Source organism: Streptomyces sp. NPDC005202, assembly GCF_040608235.1.
GTDB lineage: Bacteria > Actinomycetota > Actinomycetes > Streptomycetales > Streptomycetaceae > Streptomyces.
The window spans coordinates 43,654-59,074 of record NZ_JBEXHW010000005.1 but is presented as its reverse complement, the minus strand read 5'-3'; the positions used below and the strand labels follow the sequence as shown (position 1 = coordinate 59,074).

The following is a 15,421-nucleotide window of genomic DNA, read 5'->3' as shown; positions in this document are numbered from 1 at the left end:
CACCATGAGAGCCACGGGAACCTTCACCGTCACATCGTTCGTCCCGACCGAGCTGAAGCCGGACCCCGACGTCACCACCGGCCTTCCGGTGGGTGTCGCCACGATGGAGAAACACTTCGAGGGCGAGATCGCCGGCCGCTCGGCGACCTTGTTCACCGCCGCGTTCGACCAGACGACCGGCGTCGGCACCTACGTGGCCATGGAGTCGTTCGAAGGCTCGCTGCACGGCCGGCAGGGTGCCTTCAACTTCGTCCACTCGGCCACGACGACCGGCACCGACCGCACGGCCGAGTTCTTCACCATCGTGCCCTCCAGCGGCACGGGAGAGCTGGCCGGGATCCGTGGCACCGGCGGAATCGCGGTCGACACCAAGGGCACGCACCGGGTCTGGTTCGACTATGAGCTCGGCTGAGACGCGGGATCAGAGGCCGTAGACGCGGGTCGCCGTGCCCTGGAAGATCTGCGTGCGTTCGGGCTCGGTGAGGGACGAGGTCAGTTCGGACGCGGTGGCGAGGACTTCGCCGTAGGGTGCCGCCAGGGTGCACACGGGCCAGTCCGAGCCGTACATCAGGCGGTGGGGCCCGAAGGCCTCCAGGGCGACGTCGGCGTACGGCCGCAGGTCGTCGGTCGTCCAGGTTGCGAGGTCCGCCTCCGTGACCATGCCCGACAGTTTGCAGACGGTGTTGGGCAGGGCCGCGAGGGTGCGGACCGCCCTCGCCCAGGGCTCCAGCCGGCCGGAGGCGATGGGTGGCTTGCCCAGGTGGTCGAGGACGAAGGTGAGGCCCTCGTGGTCGGCGGCGGCCTTGGCGCAGGCGGGGAGCTGGTGGGGCAGGACGACCAGGTCGTGGACCAGGCCCGCGTCGGCGACGGCGGCCAGGCCCCGGCGTACGTCGGGGCGCAGCAGCCACTCCGGGTCCGGCTCGCCCTGGACCTGGTGGCGGATGCCCTTGAGGTGGCGGCCGCCGGGGAGTTCCCGCAGGCGGGCCAGTTCGTCGGCGACGTCGGGGCGGGTGAGGTCGGTCCAGCCGACGACGCCCGCGATCAGGTCGTGTTCGTCCGCCAGTGCCAGGAACTCCGGGGTCTCCTCGGGCACCGTGATCGTCTGGACGAGGACGGTGCGGTCCACTCCGGCCGCCCGTGCCTCCGGTTCGAGGTCCGTGATCGTGAAGTTCCGGCGCAGCGGCTGGAGTTCGGGACCCGTGATCCAGTCCTGGTCCCTCACCGTCAGGTCCCAGACGTGGTGATGGGCGTCGACGGTCACGGCAGCTCCCACACGACGGGCAGGCCGGCGTCCGCGCCCCCGGCGGAGTAGTCGTGCACCACGTCGAGCAGTTCGGCCATGCGGGCCTGCCAGGCCACGTTGACCGGCAGTTGCTCCAGCTCGGCGAGGATGCGGGCGTAGTCCTCGCACTCCAGGACGTGGAAGAGGTCGGTGCCGCTGCGCCAGATGGTCCAGGAGGTGGCTCCGGCGGCGCGGATGGCGTCGGTGAGCTCCTTGGGGACCTCGCGGTGGGCGGCTTCGTACGCGGTGATCCGGTCGGCGCGGACCTTGGTGTGCAGGGCGACTCTCATGACGGCTCCTCGGCGGGGACGGGGGCGTCGGCGGGCAGCAGGCCGGTCTCCCGCAGCTCCTGCCAGAAGGCGGTGGGCACACGCGCCGCGAACTGCTCGGCACAGTCGCGGACCTCGTGTGCCGAGCGGGCGCCGACGAGGACGCTCGCGACGGCCGGGTGGGCGGCGCAGAAGGCCAGCGCGGCGGCGCGCAGCGTGGTGCCGTGGCGGTCGGCGACCGTCTTGATGCGCAGCGCGCGCTCCAGCAACTCGGCGGGTGCTTGGGTGTAGTTGTATGTCGCTCCGGGTTTCGGGTCCGCCAGCAGGCCTGAGTTGAAGGCACCGCCGACGACGACCGACACGCCCCGCTCCAGGGCCGCGGGCAGCAGCTCGGTCAGTGCGCGCTGGTCGAGCAGGGTGTACCGGCCCGCGCACAGCACTACGTCCACATCCGTCTCGCGGACGAACCGGGTGAGCATCTCGGCCTGGTTCATGCCCGCACCGATCGCGCCCACCACGCCCTGGGAGCGCAGTTCCTCCAGCGCCGGGTAGCCCTCCCGGAAGGCCTGCTCGGCGTGGTCGTCCGGGTCGTGGAGGTAGACGACGTCCACGCGGTCCAGGCCGAGCCGTTCGAGGCTCTCCTCGAGGCTGCGCCGTACGCCGTCCGCGCTGAAGTCCCAGACGCGGTGGTGGGTGGCGGGTACGGCGAAGCCGTGGGCGCGGTCGTCGCCGCCCGCGTCCGTGGGTTCCAGCAGGCGGCCCACCTTGGTGGAGACCGTGCAGGCCGAGCGGGGGCGCCCGCGCAGGGCCGCGCCGAGCCGGCGTTCGGACAGGCCGAGTCCGTAGTGCGGGGCCGTGTCGAAGTAGCGGATGCCCTGCTTCCAGGCGGCGGTCACGGCCGCATGGGCCTGCTCGTCGCCGACCTCGGTGTACAGGTTGCCGATCCCGGCGGCGCCGAACCCCAGGGCGCTGACCCGGACGCCGCTCCGGCCGAGGGCGCTCACCGGCCCACCGGGCGCAGCCGCAGGCCCTGCATGCCGCCGTCGACGGCGAGGGCGGTGCCGGTGGTGGCGCCGGACAGCGGGCTCGCCAAGTACGCGATGGCACCCGCGACTTCGGCGGCCGTGACCAGGCGTCCGGTGGGCTGGCGGGCCTCCAGGGCGGCGCGTTCGGCGGCCGGGTCGGGGGCGGCGTCCAGCAGTCGGCCGACCCAAGGGGTGTCCACCGTACCGGGGTTCACGCAGTTCACGCGGATGCCGTCACGGACGTGGTCGGCGGCCATGGCGAGGGTCAGCGAGTACACGGCGCCCTTGGTGGCGCTGTACAGCGCCCGCTGCGGCAGACCCGCGGTGGCCGCGATGGAGCAGGTGTTGACGATCGCCGCGTGCGACGAGTTGCGCAGGTGCGGCAGGCAGGCGCGGGCCGTGCGGACCATGCCGAGGACGTTGACGTCGAACACACGGCGCCACTCCTCGTCGTCGTTGTCCTCGACGGTGCCCTGGGCGCCGATCCCCGCGTTGTTGACCAGGACGTCCAGTCCGCCGAGGTCGGCGACGGCGGCCGCGACGGCCTCGCGGACGGAGGCGTCGTCGGTGACGTCGGCGCGGTGGCCGAGGAGCGGCTTGTCGACGGACGAGGGGTCCAGGTCGAGGACGGCGACCTGGGCGCCGCGTTCGGCGAGGAGTTCGGCGGTGGCCCGGCCGATGCCGGAGGCGCCGCCCGTCACCAGGGCCGTCAGTCCCTCGAAGTCGCTCATGCCGCCTGTCCCTTCTGCCGGTCGGGGTCGTCGGCGGCCCAGAAGGTGCCGCCGGGGAAGGTGTACCGCGCGATGGACTCCGGCCGCATGGCGGCCGAGAAGCCCGGTGCGGTGGATGCCGTGTAGTGACCGTCGCGGATCACCGCCGGGTCCAGGAAGTGCTCGTGCAGGTGGTCGACGTACTCGATGACGCGGTCCTCGGTGGTGCCGGAGACGGCCACGTAGTCGAACATCGACAGGTGCTGCACGAGCTCGCACAGGCCGACACCGCCCGCGTGCGGGCAGACCGGCACGCCGTACTTGGCCGCCAGCAGCAGGATCGCGAGGTTCTCGTTGACGCCGCCCACGCGGGCCGCGTCGATCTGGACGATGTCGAGGGCGCCGGCCTGGAGAAGCTGCTTGAAGACGATGCGGTTCTGCACGTGCTCGCCGGTGGCGACCTTGACCGGCGCCACGGCCTCGCGGATGGCTGCGTGCGCGAGAACGTCGTCGGGGCTGGTGGGCTCCTCGATCCAGTACGGGTCGAACTCGGCGAGCGCCCTGGTCCAGCGGATCGCCTCGTCGACGTTCCAGCGCTGGTTGGCGTCGATCGCCATGCGGATGTCCGGCCCGACCACCGCGCGGGCCACGCGGCAGCGGCGTACGTCGTCGTCGAGGTCCGCGCCGACCTTCAGCTTGATCTGCCGGAAGCCGTCGGCGACGGCCTGTGCGGCGAGCCGGGTGAGCTTCTCGTCGCTGTAGCCGAGCCAGCCGGCGGAGGTGGTGTAGGCGGGGAAGCCCTGCTCGAGCAGCCGGGCCCTGCGTCCCTCGGCGCCCTGCCGGCCGCGGCGCAGGATCTCCAGGGCCTCCTCGGGGGTGAGCGCGTCGGTGATGTAGCGGAAGTCGATCTGGCGGACGAGCCACTCCGGCTCGGCGTCGGCGAGGAGCTGCCAGAGGGGTTTCGCGGCGCGCTTGGCGGCGAGGTCCCACACGGCGTTGATCAGGGCGCCGATCGCCATGTGCATCACGCCCTTCTCGGGCCCGAGCCAGCGCAGCTGGCTGTCTCCGATCAGGTCCCGGAAGAGGGTTCCGGGGTCGTCGCACACCTCATCGACGGATCGCCCGGCCACGTGGTCCCGCAGCGCGTCGATCGCGGCGACCTGGACGTCGTTGCCCCGCCCGATGGTGAAAGTGAATCCGTGCCCCTCCAGCCCGTCGGCCGCGTCCGTGCGCAGCACGAGGTACGCCGCCGAGTAGTCGGGGTCCGGGTTCATCGCGTCGGAGCCGTCGAGCTCGCGCGAGGTGGGGAAGCGGATGTCGAAGGTGTCGACCGCGGTGATGCGGACGGGCGTCGGGGACACGGATGGCCTTTCGGTCGATAACGGGAGAACCGGCGAGGTCAGTCCTGGGCGCGGCCCGTCGTCACCCGGGCGATCATGAGGGCGACAAGGATGATTCCGCCGTAGATGGCCTGGATCCAGAACGACGGCACCTGGGCGAGGGTGAGCAGGTTCTGGACCACGCCCAGCAGCAGGACGCCGGTCAGCGCGCCGAACATGGTGCCCTTGCCGCCGTCCAGGCTGATGCCGCCGATCACCGCGGCCGCGAACACCGTGAAGATCATGTTCTGGCCCTGGTTGGCGCTGATCGCGCCCACGTAGCCGGTCTGCATGATCCCGCCGACCGAGGCGAGGACTCCGGCGACGACGAACACGCCGAGCATGACCCGCTCGACGCGGATCCCGGCCGCGCGGGCCGCGTCCGCGTTGCCGCCGATCGCGTACAGGGCGCGCCCGATGCGGTGGTACTTCAGCAGGAATCCGGTGACCGCGAAGGCCACGGCGGCCAGCCACACCGACAGCGGGATGGTCAGGAAAGTGGTGGTGGCCAGGGAGTAGAAGCTGTCGGGCATGCCGAACAGCGTCTTGCCCTTGGTCGCGCCGACCAGCAGACCGCGCAGGACGATCAGCATCGCCAGCGTCACGATGAAGGCGTTGAGCTTGAACTTGACGACGAGGACGCCGTTGAAGGCGCCGATGGCCGCGCCCACGACGAGGATCGCGAGCAGGGCGAGCGCGGCCGGGAACTCCGTTCCCCAGCCGGACTGGGCCGAGGGCAGCACGAGGAGCGCTCCCACGGCGGGCGCGATGCCCACGACCGACTCGAGGGACAGGTCGAATTTGCCGGTGATGAGCACCAGCGACTCGGCGAGCACGACCATGGCGAGGGCGGCGGAGGCGCCGAGGATGGAGATCAGGTTCCGCTCGGTGAGGAACGAGTCGTTGACCGCCGTGCCGAGCACCATGAGGAGCAACAGGGCGGGTACGAGGGCGAGTTCGCGGGCCCGGCGCAGCAGGACCGTCCTGGCCGATCCCGCGGCGGGGGCGCGGACGGGCGCGAGCGGCGGGGCCGCCTTGGTGTCAGCCATGGTCCACTCCTTCGATGGAGGCGATCAGCTCGTGGTCGCGCCAGCCGGCCTGGTGCTCGGCGACGACACGGCCGTGGAAGAGGACGAGGACGCGGTCGCAGCGCCTGAGGTCGTCGAGCTCGTCGGAGACGACGAGCACCGCGGTGCCGTCCTCGCGGGCGGTGTCCATCCGGGCCAGCAGGGACTCCTTGGACTTCACGTCGACGCCCGCGGTGGGGTTGATGAGGACGAGCAGGCGCGGGTCGGAGGCGAGGGCGCGGGCCATCACGACCTTCTGCGCGTTTCCGCCGGACAGGTCGGAGACGGGCTGCTCGGGGCCCTCGGTGTGGATGTCGAGGCGCTCGATCAGCTCGCCGGCGAAGCCGCGTTTGCGGTCGGTGCCGACGAAGCCGAAGCGGCCCAGCCGGTCCAGGACGCTCATGGTGGCGTTGTCGCCGACGGTCATGCCGGCGACCAGTCCCTGCTCGTGCCGGTCGCGGGGTACACAGCCCACGCCCGCCTTGAGCGCCTCCTGCACATCGCCGAACGGAAGCTTTCTGCCGCCGAGTTCGGCCGTTCCGGCGGTCGGGGTGTGCAGCCCGGCGAAGGCCTCGGCGAGCTCGATCTTGCCGCTGCCACTGGAGCCGGCGAGTCCGACGACCTCGCCGCCGCGCACGGTGAGGTCGACGTTCTCGTACGCCTCGGAGGTGAGCCCGCGCGCGTCGAGGAGGACGGGCGCGTCGGCGTCGACGGACCGCTGCCGTACGGCCTGTTCGGCGCTGGACTCCCCCGCCAGGGACTCCCCCGCCATGGCCTCCACCAGGGCCGCCCTCGGCAGGTCGGCGACGGGGGCGGTGGTGATCCAGCGGGCGTCGCGCAGCACGGTGACGGTCTGGCAGACCTCGTACACCTCCTGCAGGTGGTGCGAGATGAACAGGAAGGTGACGCCGGAGTCCTGCAGGGCGCGCATCCGGGTGAACAGCCGTTCGATCTCGCGGTTGTCGAGCTGGGCGGTGGGTTCGTCGAGGATGATGAACCGCGCGCCGAAGCTCAACGCCCGTGCGATCTCGACCATTTGACGGTCCTCGACCTTGAGGTCGGCGGTGCGGGCCTGGGGGTCGACGTGCACGTCCCAGGTGTCGAGCAGCTCGGCGGCCCCGGCCTTGAGCCGGCGCCAGCTGATGAAGCCGCCGCGGCCGGTGGGCTGTCGGTTGATGCTGTGTCCACCCGGGGGACGACCCCCTGACCCCCGGCCGACCCTGAAGCTGAGCCTGGTCGGCTTGGCGGCGTGCATCTCCGCCATGAAGAGATTTTCGGCAACCGTCAGTTCCGGGACGAGAGTCGGCTTCTGGTACACGCAGGCGACCTTGCGGCGCCAGGCGTCGCGGTCGGTGAGCGGGGGTGCGGGCTCGCCGTCGAAGCGGACCTCGCCCTCGTCGGGGGCCTGCAGGCCGGTGAGGACCGTGACGAGCGTGGACTTGCCGGCGCCGTTGCGGCCGACGAGGGCGTGGGACTCGCCGGGCAGCACGGTGAGCCGGCCGTCGGTGAGGGCGACGGTGGGACCGTACCGCTTGACGATGCCCCGCGCCTCGACGAGCGGGGTGACCGGGCTTTCCTGGGTGCTCATTTGACCGTGTTGCCCCAGAGCTTGGGGTCGTCGACGTTGTCCTTGGTCACCAGGGGCGCGGGCAGCTGGTCCTCGAGGATGCCGCTGGGCAGCTTGACGATCGTGGAGTCGTGGTCGGTCGGGCCGGGCTTGAACGTCTTCCCCTGCATCGCCGCCTTGATGTAGTACATGCCGTACTTGGCGTAGGCGTCGGCGGGCTGGGAGACGGTGGCGTCGATCTCGCCCCTGCGGATGGCGTCGAACTCCTGCGGGATGCCGTCGTTGGAGACGATCACGATGTGACCGGCCCGACCGGCCTTCTTCAGCATGTTCTTGGACTTCAGGGTCTGCAGGGTGGGCGCGAGGTAGACGCCGCCGGCCTGCAGGTAGACGCCCTTGATGTCGGGGTTGGCGTTGAGCAGCGTGTCGAGCTTGGAGGCCGCGGTGTCGGACTCCCACTTGGCGGGGATCTCCAGGACCTTCAGCTTGGGGAAGTTCTTCTTCACGCAGGTGCGGAACGCCTCCGAGCGCTCACGGCCGTTGACCGAGGCGAGGTCGCCCATGATCTGCACGACCTTGCCGGAGCTGACGTGCGCGCCGAGGTACTGGCAGGCCTTCTCGCCGTAGGCGACGTTGTTCGCCCGGACGACCATGGCGACCTTGCCCTTGTCGGGCGCCACGTCGACGGCGACCACGGGTACGCCCTTGCGCTCGGCCTGGTCGAGGCCGGCCTGGATGGCGGCGCTGTCCAGCGGGGCGACGACGAGGCCCTTGACGCCCTGGTTGAGCTCGTTGTTGATGTCGGTGATCTGCTGTGAGGGGTCACTGTTGGAGTTGACCGTCTTCAGTGCGTCGACGCCTTCGGACGTGGCCATCTTCGGCACGTAGTCGTTGTACGACTGCCAGAACGGCGAGGTCAGCAGGGGCAGGATCACCCCGACCTTGCCGCTGCCGTCGCCTCCGGCGGTGGCGGGGCCGTTGTCCTTGGTGCTGCCGCATGCCGTGAGCGCCAGGGTGCCGCAGGCGGCCGCAGCCGTCGCGCGCAGCGCCCACGGGGAGATTCGCCTGCCTTGCCGTCCGTTCCGCACTTCTCTGCCGGCCATCTGTCGGCTCCTCATCGAGCGTGATCGAGCAGTTGCCCGCATACTTATCAGACCACTCGGGCGATACAACACCCCGCGGTGCCAAATTCTCGGGCTTTCCGGCCGTAGTGGTCGGACCACATCGGTGGTTAGACTGCGGCGCACGGCGACAGGAGGGCGTGGCGTGGACGAGACCGTGACCGGGGAGACGGAGCCGGAGCCCACTGCGAACGCTCCGCAGAAGGGCACGGTGACGCAGCGCGCCATCGAGCGGATCAAGGCGATGATCGCCGAGGGCCTGCTGGAGCCGGGCCAGCGGCTGCCCACGGAGCGCGACCTCGCGGCCCAGCTGGGCATCTCCCGCAGCTCGATGCGCGAGGCGATCCGCGCGCTGACGGTCCTCGGCATGCTGGAGGCCCGGCACGGCTCGGGCATCTACGTCACCCAGCTGGAGGCCGGTGACCTGCTGGAGACCTTCGGGGTCGTGGCCGATCTGTCCCGGGGCCCCCGCCTGGTGGAGCTGCTGGAGGTCCGCCGCATCCTGGAGTCGACGGCGACCGCGCTGGCCGCGGCGCGCATCACCGTGGACCAGCTGGCCGAAGTCGAGAAACACCTCGCGGCGATGAACGCCACCGACGACCCGGAGGAGATCCTCGCCCACGACCTGGCCTTCCACCGCGAGATCGCGGCCGCCGCGGGCAACGACACCATGGCCGCGATCCTCGAAGGCCTGTCCTCACGCACCTTCCGCGCCCGCGTCTGGCGCGGCTACCAGGAGGAGGGCGCCTTCGCCCGCACCCGCCGCGAACACGCCGCCATCCACCGCGCGCTGGCCGCCCGCGACCCGGAGGCGGCCCGGGCGGCCGCGGCCGCGCACGTGGGCGAGGTGGAGGAGTGGCTCAGGACGCAGCTGAGATCCTGACCGGCGTCGTACGGAGACCGGTCCAGCGTCCGCGGGCCGCGGGGGCATGGCCAGGCTCAGGCGCCCGTCGCGGGGGCATGGCCAGGCTCAGGCGCCCGCCGCGAGGGCATGGCCAGGCTCAGGCGCCCGCCGCGAGGGCATGGCCAGGCTCAGGCGCCCGTCGCGGGCACGGGTGGTTCCGGTCGGCGCCCCTGCGCCTCCGACCACTCCCGCAATTCGTTGGCGCCAACCTCCTCGATCAGCGTCTGCAGGGACTGCCGGGCCGCCACGTCGCGTTCCGGCTCGGGCAGGAGCAGGTACCGGTCGAGCGCCCGGCGCAGCGTCTCCCTCGCCCGCGCGGCCAGCACCCAGCGCGAGCCGGGGCTGAACAGCTGCCGCACGCCGGTGAAGAAGACGGCACCGCCCGCGATCAGCGCGGTCAGCCAGGCCGGTGCGTGCAGACCGGCGGCGACGACCGTCATCGATGTCGTGAGGAGGGCGCCCAGCTCCGTCACGTAGTGCAGCCTCCTCGCCCGGTCGCAGGTCCGTGCGTAGAACGCCAACTCCCGCCGGGCGAGGGCCAGCAGGGGATCCGGTTCCAAGGCCCAGGAGTGGTCGGGGACCCTTCGTCGTCTCATCGCCACATCATCGTGGCCGTGCCCGCGCGGGGGAAAGCCGGGGAAAGCCGGGGAAAGCCGGGGAAAGCCGGGGCGGGCGCACGGCGGGCGCGCCGGGCGCCCACCGTGCGTTCCGCCGCCTCATGCTCGCCGGAACCTCAAGGTCATCAGCTCGAACGGCCGCAGCGCCAGCCTGATGCGGCCCCGGTCCCGCTCCGGAGCGGCCGCGTCGGGCAGCGGCCGCTCCAGCAGGTCGGTGACCGTCACCGACGCGAACGCGAAGTCCGCGGTCAGCGTCGCCCGGGCCCGTCCGCCGCACGCCTCGTGGAACCGGACCACCACGTCGCCGCTGCCGTCGTCGGCGAGCTTCACCGCCGTCACCACCACCGCGTCCTCGTCCACCGTCACCAGCGGGGCGACCTCCCCGGCGCCGGTCACGTGACGCTCCGGCAGGTTGAGCCGCCAGCCCTCGCGCACCGCGTCCCCGATGTCCGCGCCCGGTACCAGGGCGTGCCGGAAGCGGTGGACGCCCTGGTCGGTCTCGGGGTCCGGGAAGCGCGGGGCGCGCAGGAGCGAGACGCGGACCGTGGTGGTCGTACCGCGGTCGCCGTCGGTGCGGACGGTGCGGGTCACGTCGTGGCCGTACGTGGAGTCGTTGACGACCGCGACGCCCCAGCCGGGCTCCGCCACGTGCACGAAGCGGTGGTTGCAGGCCTCGAACTTGGCCGCCTCCCAGGAGGTGTTGGTGTGGGTGGGGCGGTGGAAGTGCCCGAACTGGGTCTCCGACGCGTACCGTTCGGCGTGCACGTCGAGCGGGAAGGCCAGCTTGAGGAACTTCTCCGTCTCGTGCCAGTCGACCTCCGTGTCCAGCACCAGCCGCCGCTCCCCCGGCGGCAGCGACAGCACCTGGGTGACGCGGGACGCGCCGAAGGACCGTGCGATCCGCACCGACGCGCCGTCCTCGCCGGCGGTCACTGAGTCGGCGTCGGTCAGGTCGGTGACCGTGTTGCGGTAGAACTCGTCCACGTCCCAGGCGTCCCACATGTTCGGGAAGTCGGGGTGGAGCTGGAGGAGGTTCGCGGCCCGGCCAGGGGCGATCGTCTCGCGGTCGGCCTCGATGTCGTACACCGAGACGACGAGGCCCTGGGCGTCGATCTCGATCCGCAGCAGGCCGTTGTCCAGCACGTGTCCGCCGTCCGTGCGCGGCGCGAGTGCCGTCTCGCCCTCGGTCCGCGCAGGTGCCGCGCCGCCCGCCGGGACGCCGGCCCGGGGGTGCGGCGCCGCGTTGAACACGAGCGGCGTCGTGCCCTCGCCCGCGAGGGCCCGCTGGGCGGCGTCGATGATCCCGTTCAGCTTCTCGGCGATCCGCCCGTAGGTCGCCCGCGCCTCGCGATGCACCCAGGCGATGGACGAACCCGGCAGGATGTCGTGAAACTGGTGGAGCAGCACCGTCTTCCAGATGCGGTCCAACTCCTCGTAGGGGTAGGCGAATCCGGTGCGGACGGCGGCCGTTGCCGCCCACAGTTCGGCCTCCCGCAGGAGGTGTTCGCTGCGCCGGTTGTCCTGCTTGGTCCGGGCCTGGCTGGTAAGGGTGGCGCGGTGCAGTTCGAGGTAGAGCTCGCCGACCCACACGGGTGGGTCGGGGTATTCGGCCTCGGCCTTGTCGAAGAAGGCCTGCGGGGTCTCCCACTCCACCCTGGCCGAGCCTTCGAGGTCGCGCAGCCGGGCGGCCTTGGCGACCATCTCGCGGGTGGTGCCGCCGCCTCCGTCGCCCCAGCCGGTGGGCGCGAGGGAGTGCCAAGCGACGCCCTTGTCCTTGAAGTTGCGGGCGGCGTGGGCGATTTCGCTGCCCTTCATGGAGCAGTTGTAGGTGTCGACGGGCGGGAAGTGGGTGAAGATCCGGGTGCCGTCGATGCCCTCCCACTGGAAGGTGTGGTGCGGGAACTGGTTGGTCTGCGACCAGGAGATCTTCTGCGTCAGCAGCCGCGTGGAGCCCGCCGCCCTGATGATCTGCGGCAGGCCCGCGGCGAAGCCGAAGGTGTCGGGGAGCCAGGCCTCGTCGTTCTCGATGCCGAACTCGTCGAGGAAGAACCGCTTGCCGTGCACGAACTGCCGGGCCATCGCCTCCGAGCCCGGCATGTTGGTGTCCGACTCCACCCACATGCCGCCGGCCGGCACGAACCGCCCGTCCGCCACCGCCTTCTTCACCCGCGCCCACACCTCGGGCCGGTGCTCCTTCACCCACGCCCACTGCTGCGCCTGCGACATGGCGAAGACGAAGTCGGGCTCGTCCTCCAGCAGCGCGGTCATGTTGGACGTCGTACGGGCCACCTTGCGCACGGTCTCGCGCAGCGGCCACAGCCACGCCGAGTCGATGTGCGCGTGCCCGACGGCGCTGATGCGGTGGGCGGAGGGCACGGCCGGGGCGGCGAGCACCTCGGTGAGCTGGGAACGGGCCCTTGCCGCCGTGCCGTTCACGTCCTGCAGGTCGACCGCGTCGAGCGCCCTCTCCACCGCCCGCAGGATCTCCCAGCGGCGCGCCGACTCCACGGGCAGCTCGGCCATCAGCTCGCCGAGCACCTCCAGGTCGATCACCAGTTGCCACACGGTCTCGTCGAAGACGGCGAGGTCCATGCGGGTCAGCGTGTACTGCGGGTCGCTGCCCGCGGTCTCCTTGTCGCCGAGCTGCGTGGGCCGGAAGGGGTGGTAGTCGAGGATGACGGGGTTGGAGGCGGCCTCGATGTGCAGCCGTACCTCCTCGCCGCCCGCGACGGGCGCGCCGATGCGCACCCACTGGTTGCGCGGGTTGAGGCCCTTCACCGGGGTGCCGTCGGGCCGGTAGACCAGGCCCTCGCACTGGAAGCCGGGCATGTTCTCGTCGAACCCGAGGTCCAGCAGCGCCTCGACGGTCCTCCCGGCCCACGCCTCGGGCACGGTCCCGGTGACCCGGAACCAGCTGGTGCCCCACGGAGCACCCCACCGGGCGCCCACCTCGATCGGCTCGGGCTCGGCCGCGAGTCCCTCCGCGACCGGCACGGGCTCGCCGGGCGCATGCCACACCGCCACCTCCAGCGGCACGGACTCGGGGTACACGGCGGGGCGGATGCGCTCCTCGAGGACGCGCCTGAGGCGGGCCTCGACCAGGCTGCGGTCGTCATGCATGGCGGGGTGCTCCGTAGGTCGTGAGGTCGTACGTCAGCGGGTGGTTACCAGGTGTGGGTGACGGTCACAGGGGCCGACGAGGTGTACAGCTCCCCCACCGCACGCAGTTCGAATCGCGCCGTCTGCTCGCCCGGCGCGGGCGTCAGGCCGCCGACGAAGTACGCCCGCTGGCACGTGCCGCCGAGGAACCGCCGGAGGAACCGCATCCTTCCGTCGGGCAGGACGCGGTGCAGGGCGTAGTGGCGTACGGCGCCGGGTGCGGGGTTCCAGGCGAAGCGCAGGTCGCCTCCGGAGGCGGCGGTGATCCGCACTCCGGTGGGTGCGGCCGGCCCCGTCGGTCGCGGTCAGCCGGACGCCGATCGCGTACACGGTCACAGGTTGCGCCGGTGCCAGGTCCGGGTCCAGGCCGGCAGGAAGTCGAAGCTCGACAAGTGCCCTTGCAGGCCGTCCACGCTGACGTCGAGACCACGTTCGGCGGCCGCGTCGACGAGCCGGACCAGGTCCCCCGGGGTTCGCGGACGGCGGTCGGCGCCTCGACGGGCCGTGCCTGCTCGGTGACGCTCACGTCTCCTCCCTCCGGTCGGCGCGCAGGACGAGCAACATCAGCGCAACGGTGACGACGAAGACGACGAGGGAGATGGCGGAGGCGTAGTCGACGCGGCCGGTCAGGCCGGTGCCGGTGCGCTGCACGAGCATGACGAGGGTGGTGTCCTCGCCCGCCGGGCCGCCACTGGGGCCGGCCATCAGGTACACCTCGGAGAAGACCTTGAAGGCGGCGACCGAGGAGAGCGCACCGACGAGGACCATGGTCGAGCGGACGGCCGGCACGGTGACCGTCAGGAAGCGGCGCACCGCGCCCGCGCCGTCCACCGCGGCGGCCTCGTGCAGCTCGCGCGGCACGTTGGCGAGCGCCGCCAGGTAAATGATCACGTAGTAGCCCAGGCCCTTCCACACCGTGACGGCCATGGCGCTCAACAGAAGCAGCCTGTCGAGGTCCAGGGCGCTGCCGGGGTTCATGGCGACGGCCTCGGTGAGGAACTTCTTTCCGGACGACTCGGGGGTCGCGGTCAGCGCCTGCGGGTCGAGGGCGGGTCGCCGCCGCGGCCGAGCTCGGCTTCTCGGTTCCGGCGGACGTGTCGGTGGTGGCCTGGGAGGACTCGGCGCTGTGCCGCATGGTCAAGCCGTGGCTGTCCGCCCTGTCCCGGGGGAGCGGCGGTCCCAAGAACCCGGCGGGTGACGGCTGCGTCGCGCTCGGCATCCACCAGTCCGAGGGCGACGAACCGGCGGATCAGGTCGGGATGCAGGCCGGAGCGGCGGGCGACGGTCTCCAGGGAAAGCCTGGGCACGGGCACGATCGCGTACTGCACGCGCGCTGCTGCCGGAGCCGTCCGCTCCGGTGCCCCGCGCGTCTCGGCCGGTCGGTCGGTCATCGTGTCCTCCTGGGGTCGAACGAGGAGACGGCGGCGAGTTCCTCGAACAGTTCGCGCTCCCGGTCGCTGAGCCGGGGCGGCACCATGACGCGGAGCTCGGCGTAGAGGTCGCCGCCCGTGCCGCGTGGCCCCGGCATGCCCTCGCCGCGCCGCCGCAGCCGCCGGCCGCTCGAGGAGCCAGCGGGCACCGTCACCTTCGCTGTGGCGCCGCTCGGCGTGGGCACGGGTACGGTCGCGCCGAGCGCGGCCTCCCAGGGGGTGACCGGAAGCTGGACGTGGACGTTCCGGCCCTCGAGGCGGAACTGGGGGTGCGGCTGGATCCGCACCCGCAGGTACAGGTCTCCGGCGGGGCCGCTGCCCCGGCCGCCTTCGCCGGCCAGCCGGATGCGCTGCCCGTCCGTGACCCCGGGCGGCACGTCGACCTCGTAGCGCCGCTGCCCGGAGGGCCCGGTGAGGGTGACGGTGCGGCGGCCACCGCGGTAGGCCTCCTCGACGGTGAGCGGCAGTTCGGCCTCCTGGTCGGCTCCGGGGATGCGCATCCGCCCGGCGCCGCCGAAGAACGAGCCGAACAGGTCCTCGAAGTCGACGCCTTCGTCGCCGAAGCCGGTGGTGCCCTACCGCACCCGGGGGCCGCCGCCCCCGGTGGACCACCGGAAGCCGCCGCCGGCTCCCGCGCCGGCAGCGACCCGCTCGTCCCAGTCCTCGGGGATCTTCCGGAAGTCCTCGCCGAAGCGGTCGTAGCGGGCCCGCTGGTCCGGGTCGGACAGGACGCTGAAGGCCTCGTTGATCTCCTTGAACCGGTCCTCCGCCCCGGGGTCCTTGTTGACGTCGGGGTGGTACTTGCGGGCCAGGGAGCGGTAGGCCCGCTGGATCTCGTCGCGGTCGGCGTTGCGCGGGACGCCGAGCACCTCGTAGAAGTCGCGTGCCATC

Annotated in this window: 12 protein-coding genes and 6 pseudogenes; 3 read left to right on the top strand and 15 right to left on the bottom strand. The window is 72.0% G+C overall.

The window, feature by feature from the left end:
- The first annotated feature begins 4 nt into the window (after positions 1–4).
- On the top strand, positions 5–412 hold the full coding sequence (locus ABZV31_RS11525) for a DUF3224 domain-containing protein (RefSeq protein ID WP_355891379.1): 408 nt from the start codon (positions 5–7) through the stop codon (positions 410–412).
- Between the two features lie 9 nt (positions 413–421).
- Here the strand turns inward: ABZV31_RS11525 and ABZV31_RS11520 are convergent, their stop codons facing one another.
- From ABZV31_RS11520 to ABZV31_RS11485, 8 genes are read right to left on the bottom strand one after another with little or no spacing between them, the layout of a single operon-like run.
- A complete protein-coding gene (locus ABZV31_RS11520; protein ID WP_355891376.1) occupies positions 422–1,261 on the bottom strand; it encodes an amidohydrolase family protein in 840 nt (279 codons plus the stop codon).
- A complete protein-coding gene (locus tag ABZV31_RS11515; RefSeq protein WP_355891373.1) occupies positions 1,258–1,572 on the bottom strand; it encodes an L-rhamnose mutarotase in 315 nt (104 codons plus the stop codon). Before ABZV31_RS11515 ends, ABZV31_RS11520 begins: the two co-directional genes overlap by 4 nt.
- Positions 1,569–2,555 (bottom strand): aldo/keto reductase, encoded by a 987-nt coding sequence (locus ABZV31_RS11510; RefSeq protein ID WP_355891370.1) that lies wholly within the window; start codon positions 2,553–2,555, stop codon positions 1,569–1,571. The genes ABZV31_RS11515 and ABZV31_RS11510 overlap by 4 nt, the downstream gene beginning before the upstream one ends.
- Entirely contained in the window at positions 2,552–3,307 is a 756-nt protein-coding gene (locus ABZV31_RS11505; protein WP_355891367.1) for an SDR family oxidoreductase, read from the bottom strand. The genes ABZV31_RS11510 and ABZV31_RS11505 overlap by 4 nt, the downstream gene beginning before the upstream one ends.
- Positions 3,304–4,647 carry an L-fuconate dehydratase gene (locus tag ABZV31_RS11500; RefSeq protein WP_355891364.1) on the bottom strand — a complete coding sequence of 448 codons (1,344 nt, stop codon included), beginning with the start codon at positions 4,645–4,647 and terminating at the stop codon, positions 3,304–3,306. The genes ABZV31_RS11505 and ABZV31_RS11500 overlap by 4 nt, the downstream gene beginning before the upstream one ends.
- Positions 4,648–4,685: 38 nt before the next feature.
- Entirely contained in the window at positions 4,686–5,714 is a 1,029-nt protein-coding gene (locus ABZV31_RS11495) for an ABC transporter permease (protein WP_355891361.1), read from the bottom strand.
- The gene (locus ABZV31_RS11490) at positions 5,707–7,320 is read right to left on the bottom strand and encodes a sugar ABC transporter ATP-binding protein (RefSeq protein ID WP_355891358.1); all 1,614 of its coding nucleotides are present in this window, start codon (positions 7,318–7,320) and stop codon (positions 5,707–5,709) included. Before ABZV31_RS11490 ends, ABZV31_RS11495 begins: the two co-directional genes overlap by 8 nt.
- Positions 7,317–8,402: a sugar ABC transporter substrate-binding protein gene (locus tag ABZV31_RS11485; RefSeq protein ID WP_355891355.1), complete on the bottom strand. Its 1,086-nt coding sequence runs from the start codon at positions 8,400–8,402 to the stop codon at positions 7,317–7,319. Before ABZV31_RS11485 ends, ABZV31_RS11490 begins: the two co-directional genes overlap by 4 nt.
- A gap of 163 nt (positions 8,403–8,565) precedes the next feature.
- Between ABZV31_RS11485 and ABZV31_RS11480 the strand changes: the two genes are divergently transcribed.
- A complete protein-coding gene (locus tag ABZV31_RS11480) occupies positions 8,566–9,303 on the top strand; it encodes an FCD domain-containing protein (RefSeq protein ID WP_355891352.1) in 738 nt (245 codons plus the stop codon).
- 149 nt (positions 9,304–9,452) lie between these two features.
- Here ABZV31_RS11480 and ABZV31_RS11475 read toward each other — a convergent pair whose 3' ends face one another.
- The 5 genes and pseudogenes from ABZV31_RS11475 to ABZV31_RS11455 all read right to left on the bottom strand — a co-directional run.
- Entirely contained in the window at positions 9,453–9,920 is a 468-nt protein-coding gene (locus ABZV31_RS11475) for a DUF4231 domain-containing protein (RefSeq protein WP_355891349.1), read from the bottom strand.
- 120 nt (positions 9,921–10,040) lie between these two features.
- Positions 10,041–13,061 carry a glycoside hydrolase family 38 C-terminal domain-containing protein gene (locus ABZV31_RS11470; RefSeq protein WP_355891346.1) on the bottom strand — a complete coding sequence of 1,007 codons (3,021 nt, stop codon included), beginning with the start codon at positions 13,059–13,061 and terminating at the stop codon, positions 10,041–10,043.
- 44 nt (positions 13,062–13,105) lie between these two features.
- Positions 13,106–13,390, bottom strand: a pseudogene (locus ABZV31_RS11465) (endo-beta-N-acetylglucosaminidase); the annotation flags it as partial.
- Positions 13,391–13,435: 45 nt separating this feature from the next.
- Positions 13,436–13,561 (bottom strand): annotated as a pseudogene (locus tag ABZV31_RS11460) (glycosyl hydrolase); the annotation flags it as partial.
- Positions 13,562–13,622: 61 nt separating this feature from the next.
- Positions 13,623–14,045: pseudogene (locus tag ABZV31_RS11455) on the bottom strand (sugar ABC transporter permease); the annotation flags it as partial.
- 107 nt (positions 14,046–14,152) lie between these two features.
- On the opposite strand from ABZV31_RS11455, the pseudogene ABZV31_RS11450 reads away from it, so the two are divergent.
- Positions 14,153–14,272 (top strand): annotated as a pseudogene (locus ABZV31_RS11450) (substrate-binding domain-containing protein); the annotation flags it as partial.
- Between the two features lie 27 nt (positions 14,273–14,299).
- On the opposite strand, the pseudogene ABZV31_RS11445 reads toward ABZV31_RS11450, so the two are convergent.
- Positions 14,300–14,491: pseudogene (locus tag ABZV31_RS11445) on the bottom strand (MerR family transcriptional regulator); the annotation flags it as partial.
- Positions 14,488–15,420 (bottom strand): annotated as a pseudogene (locus ABZV31_RS11440) (J domain-containing protein). The pseudogenes ABZV31_RS11445 and ABZV31_RS11440, both read right to left, overlap by 4 nt.
- Position 15,421: the final 1 nt, after the last annotated feature.

Excerpts from the sequence above, each read along its gene's own strand:
- ABZV31_RS11490 (WP_355891358.1), bottom strand. The coding sequence starts at position 7,320 with ATGAGCACCCAGGAAAGCCCGGTCACCCCGCTCGTCGAGGCGCGGGGC.
- ABZV31_RS11485 (WP_355891355.1), bottom strand. The coding sequence starts at position 8,402 with ATGGCCGGCAGAGAAGTGCGGAACGGACGGCAAGGCAGGCGAATCTCC.
- ABZV31_RS11475 (WP_355891349.1), bottom strand. The coding sequence starts at position 9,920 with ATGAGACGACGAAGGGTCCCCGACCACTCCTGGGCCTTGGAACCGGAT.
- ABZV31_RS11495 (WP_355891361.1), bottom strand. The coding sequence starts at position 5,714 with ATGGCTGACACCAAGGCGGCCCCGCCGCTCGCGCCCGTCCGCGCCCCC.
- ABZV31_RS11470 (WP_355891346.1), bottom strand. The coding sequence starts at position 13,061 with ATGCATGACGACCGCAGCCTGGTCGAGGCCCGCCTCAGGCGCGTCCTC.
- ABZV31_RS11505 (WP_355891367.1), bottom strand. The coding sequence starts at position 3,307 with ATGAGCGACTTCGAGGGACTGACGGCCCTGGTGACGGGCGGCGCCTCC.
- ABZV31_RS11525 (WP_355891379.1), top strand. The coding sequence starts at position 5 with ATGAGAGCCACGGGAACCTTCACCGTCACATCGTTCGTCCCGACCGAG.
- ABZV31_RS11515 (WP_355891373.1), bottom strand. The coding sequence starts at position 1,572 with ATGAGAGTCGCCCTGCACACCAAGGTCCGCGCCGACCGGATCACCGCG.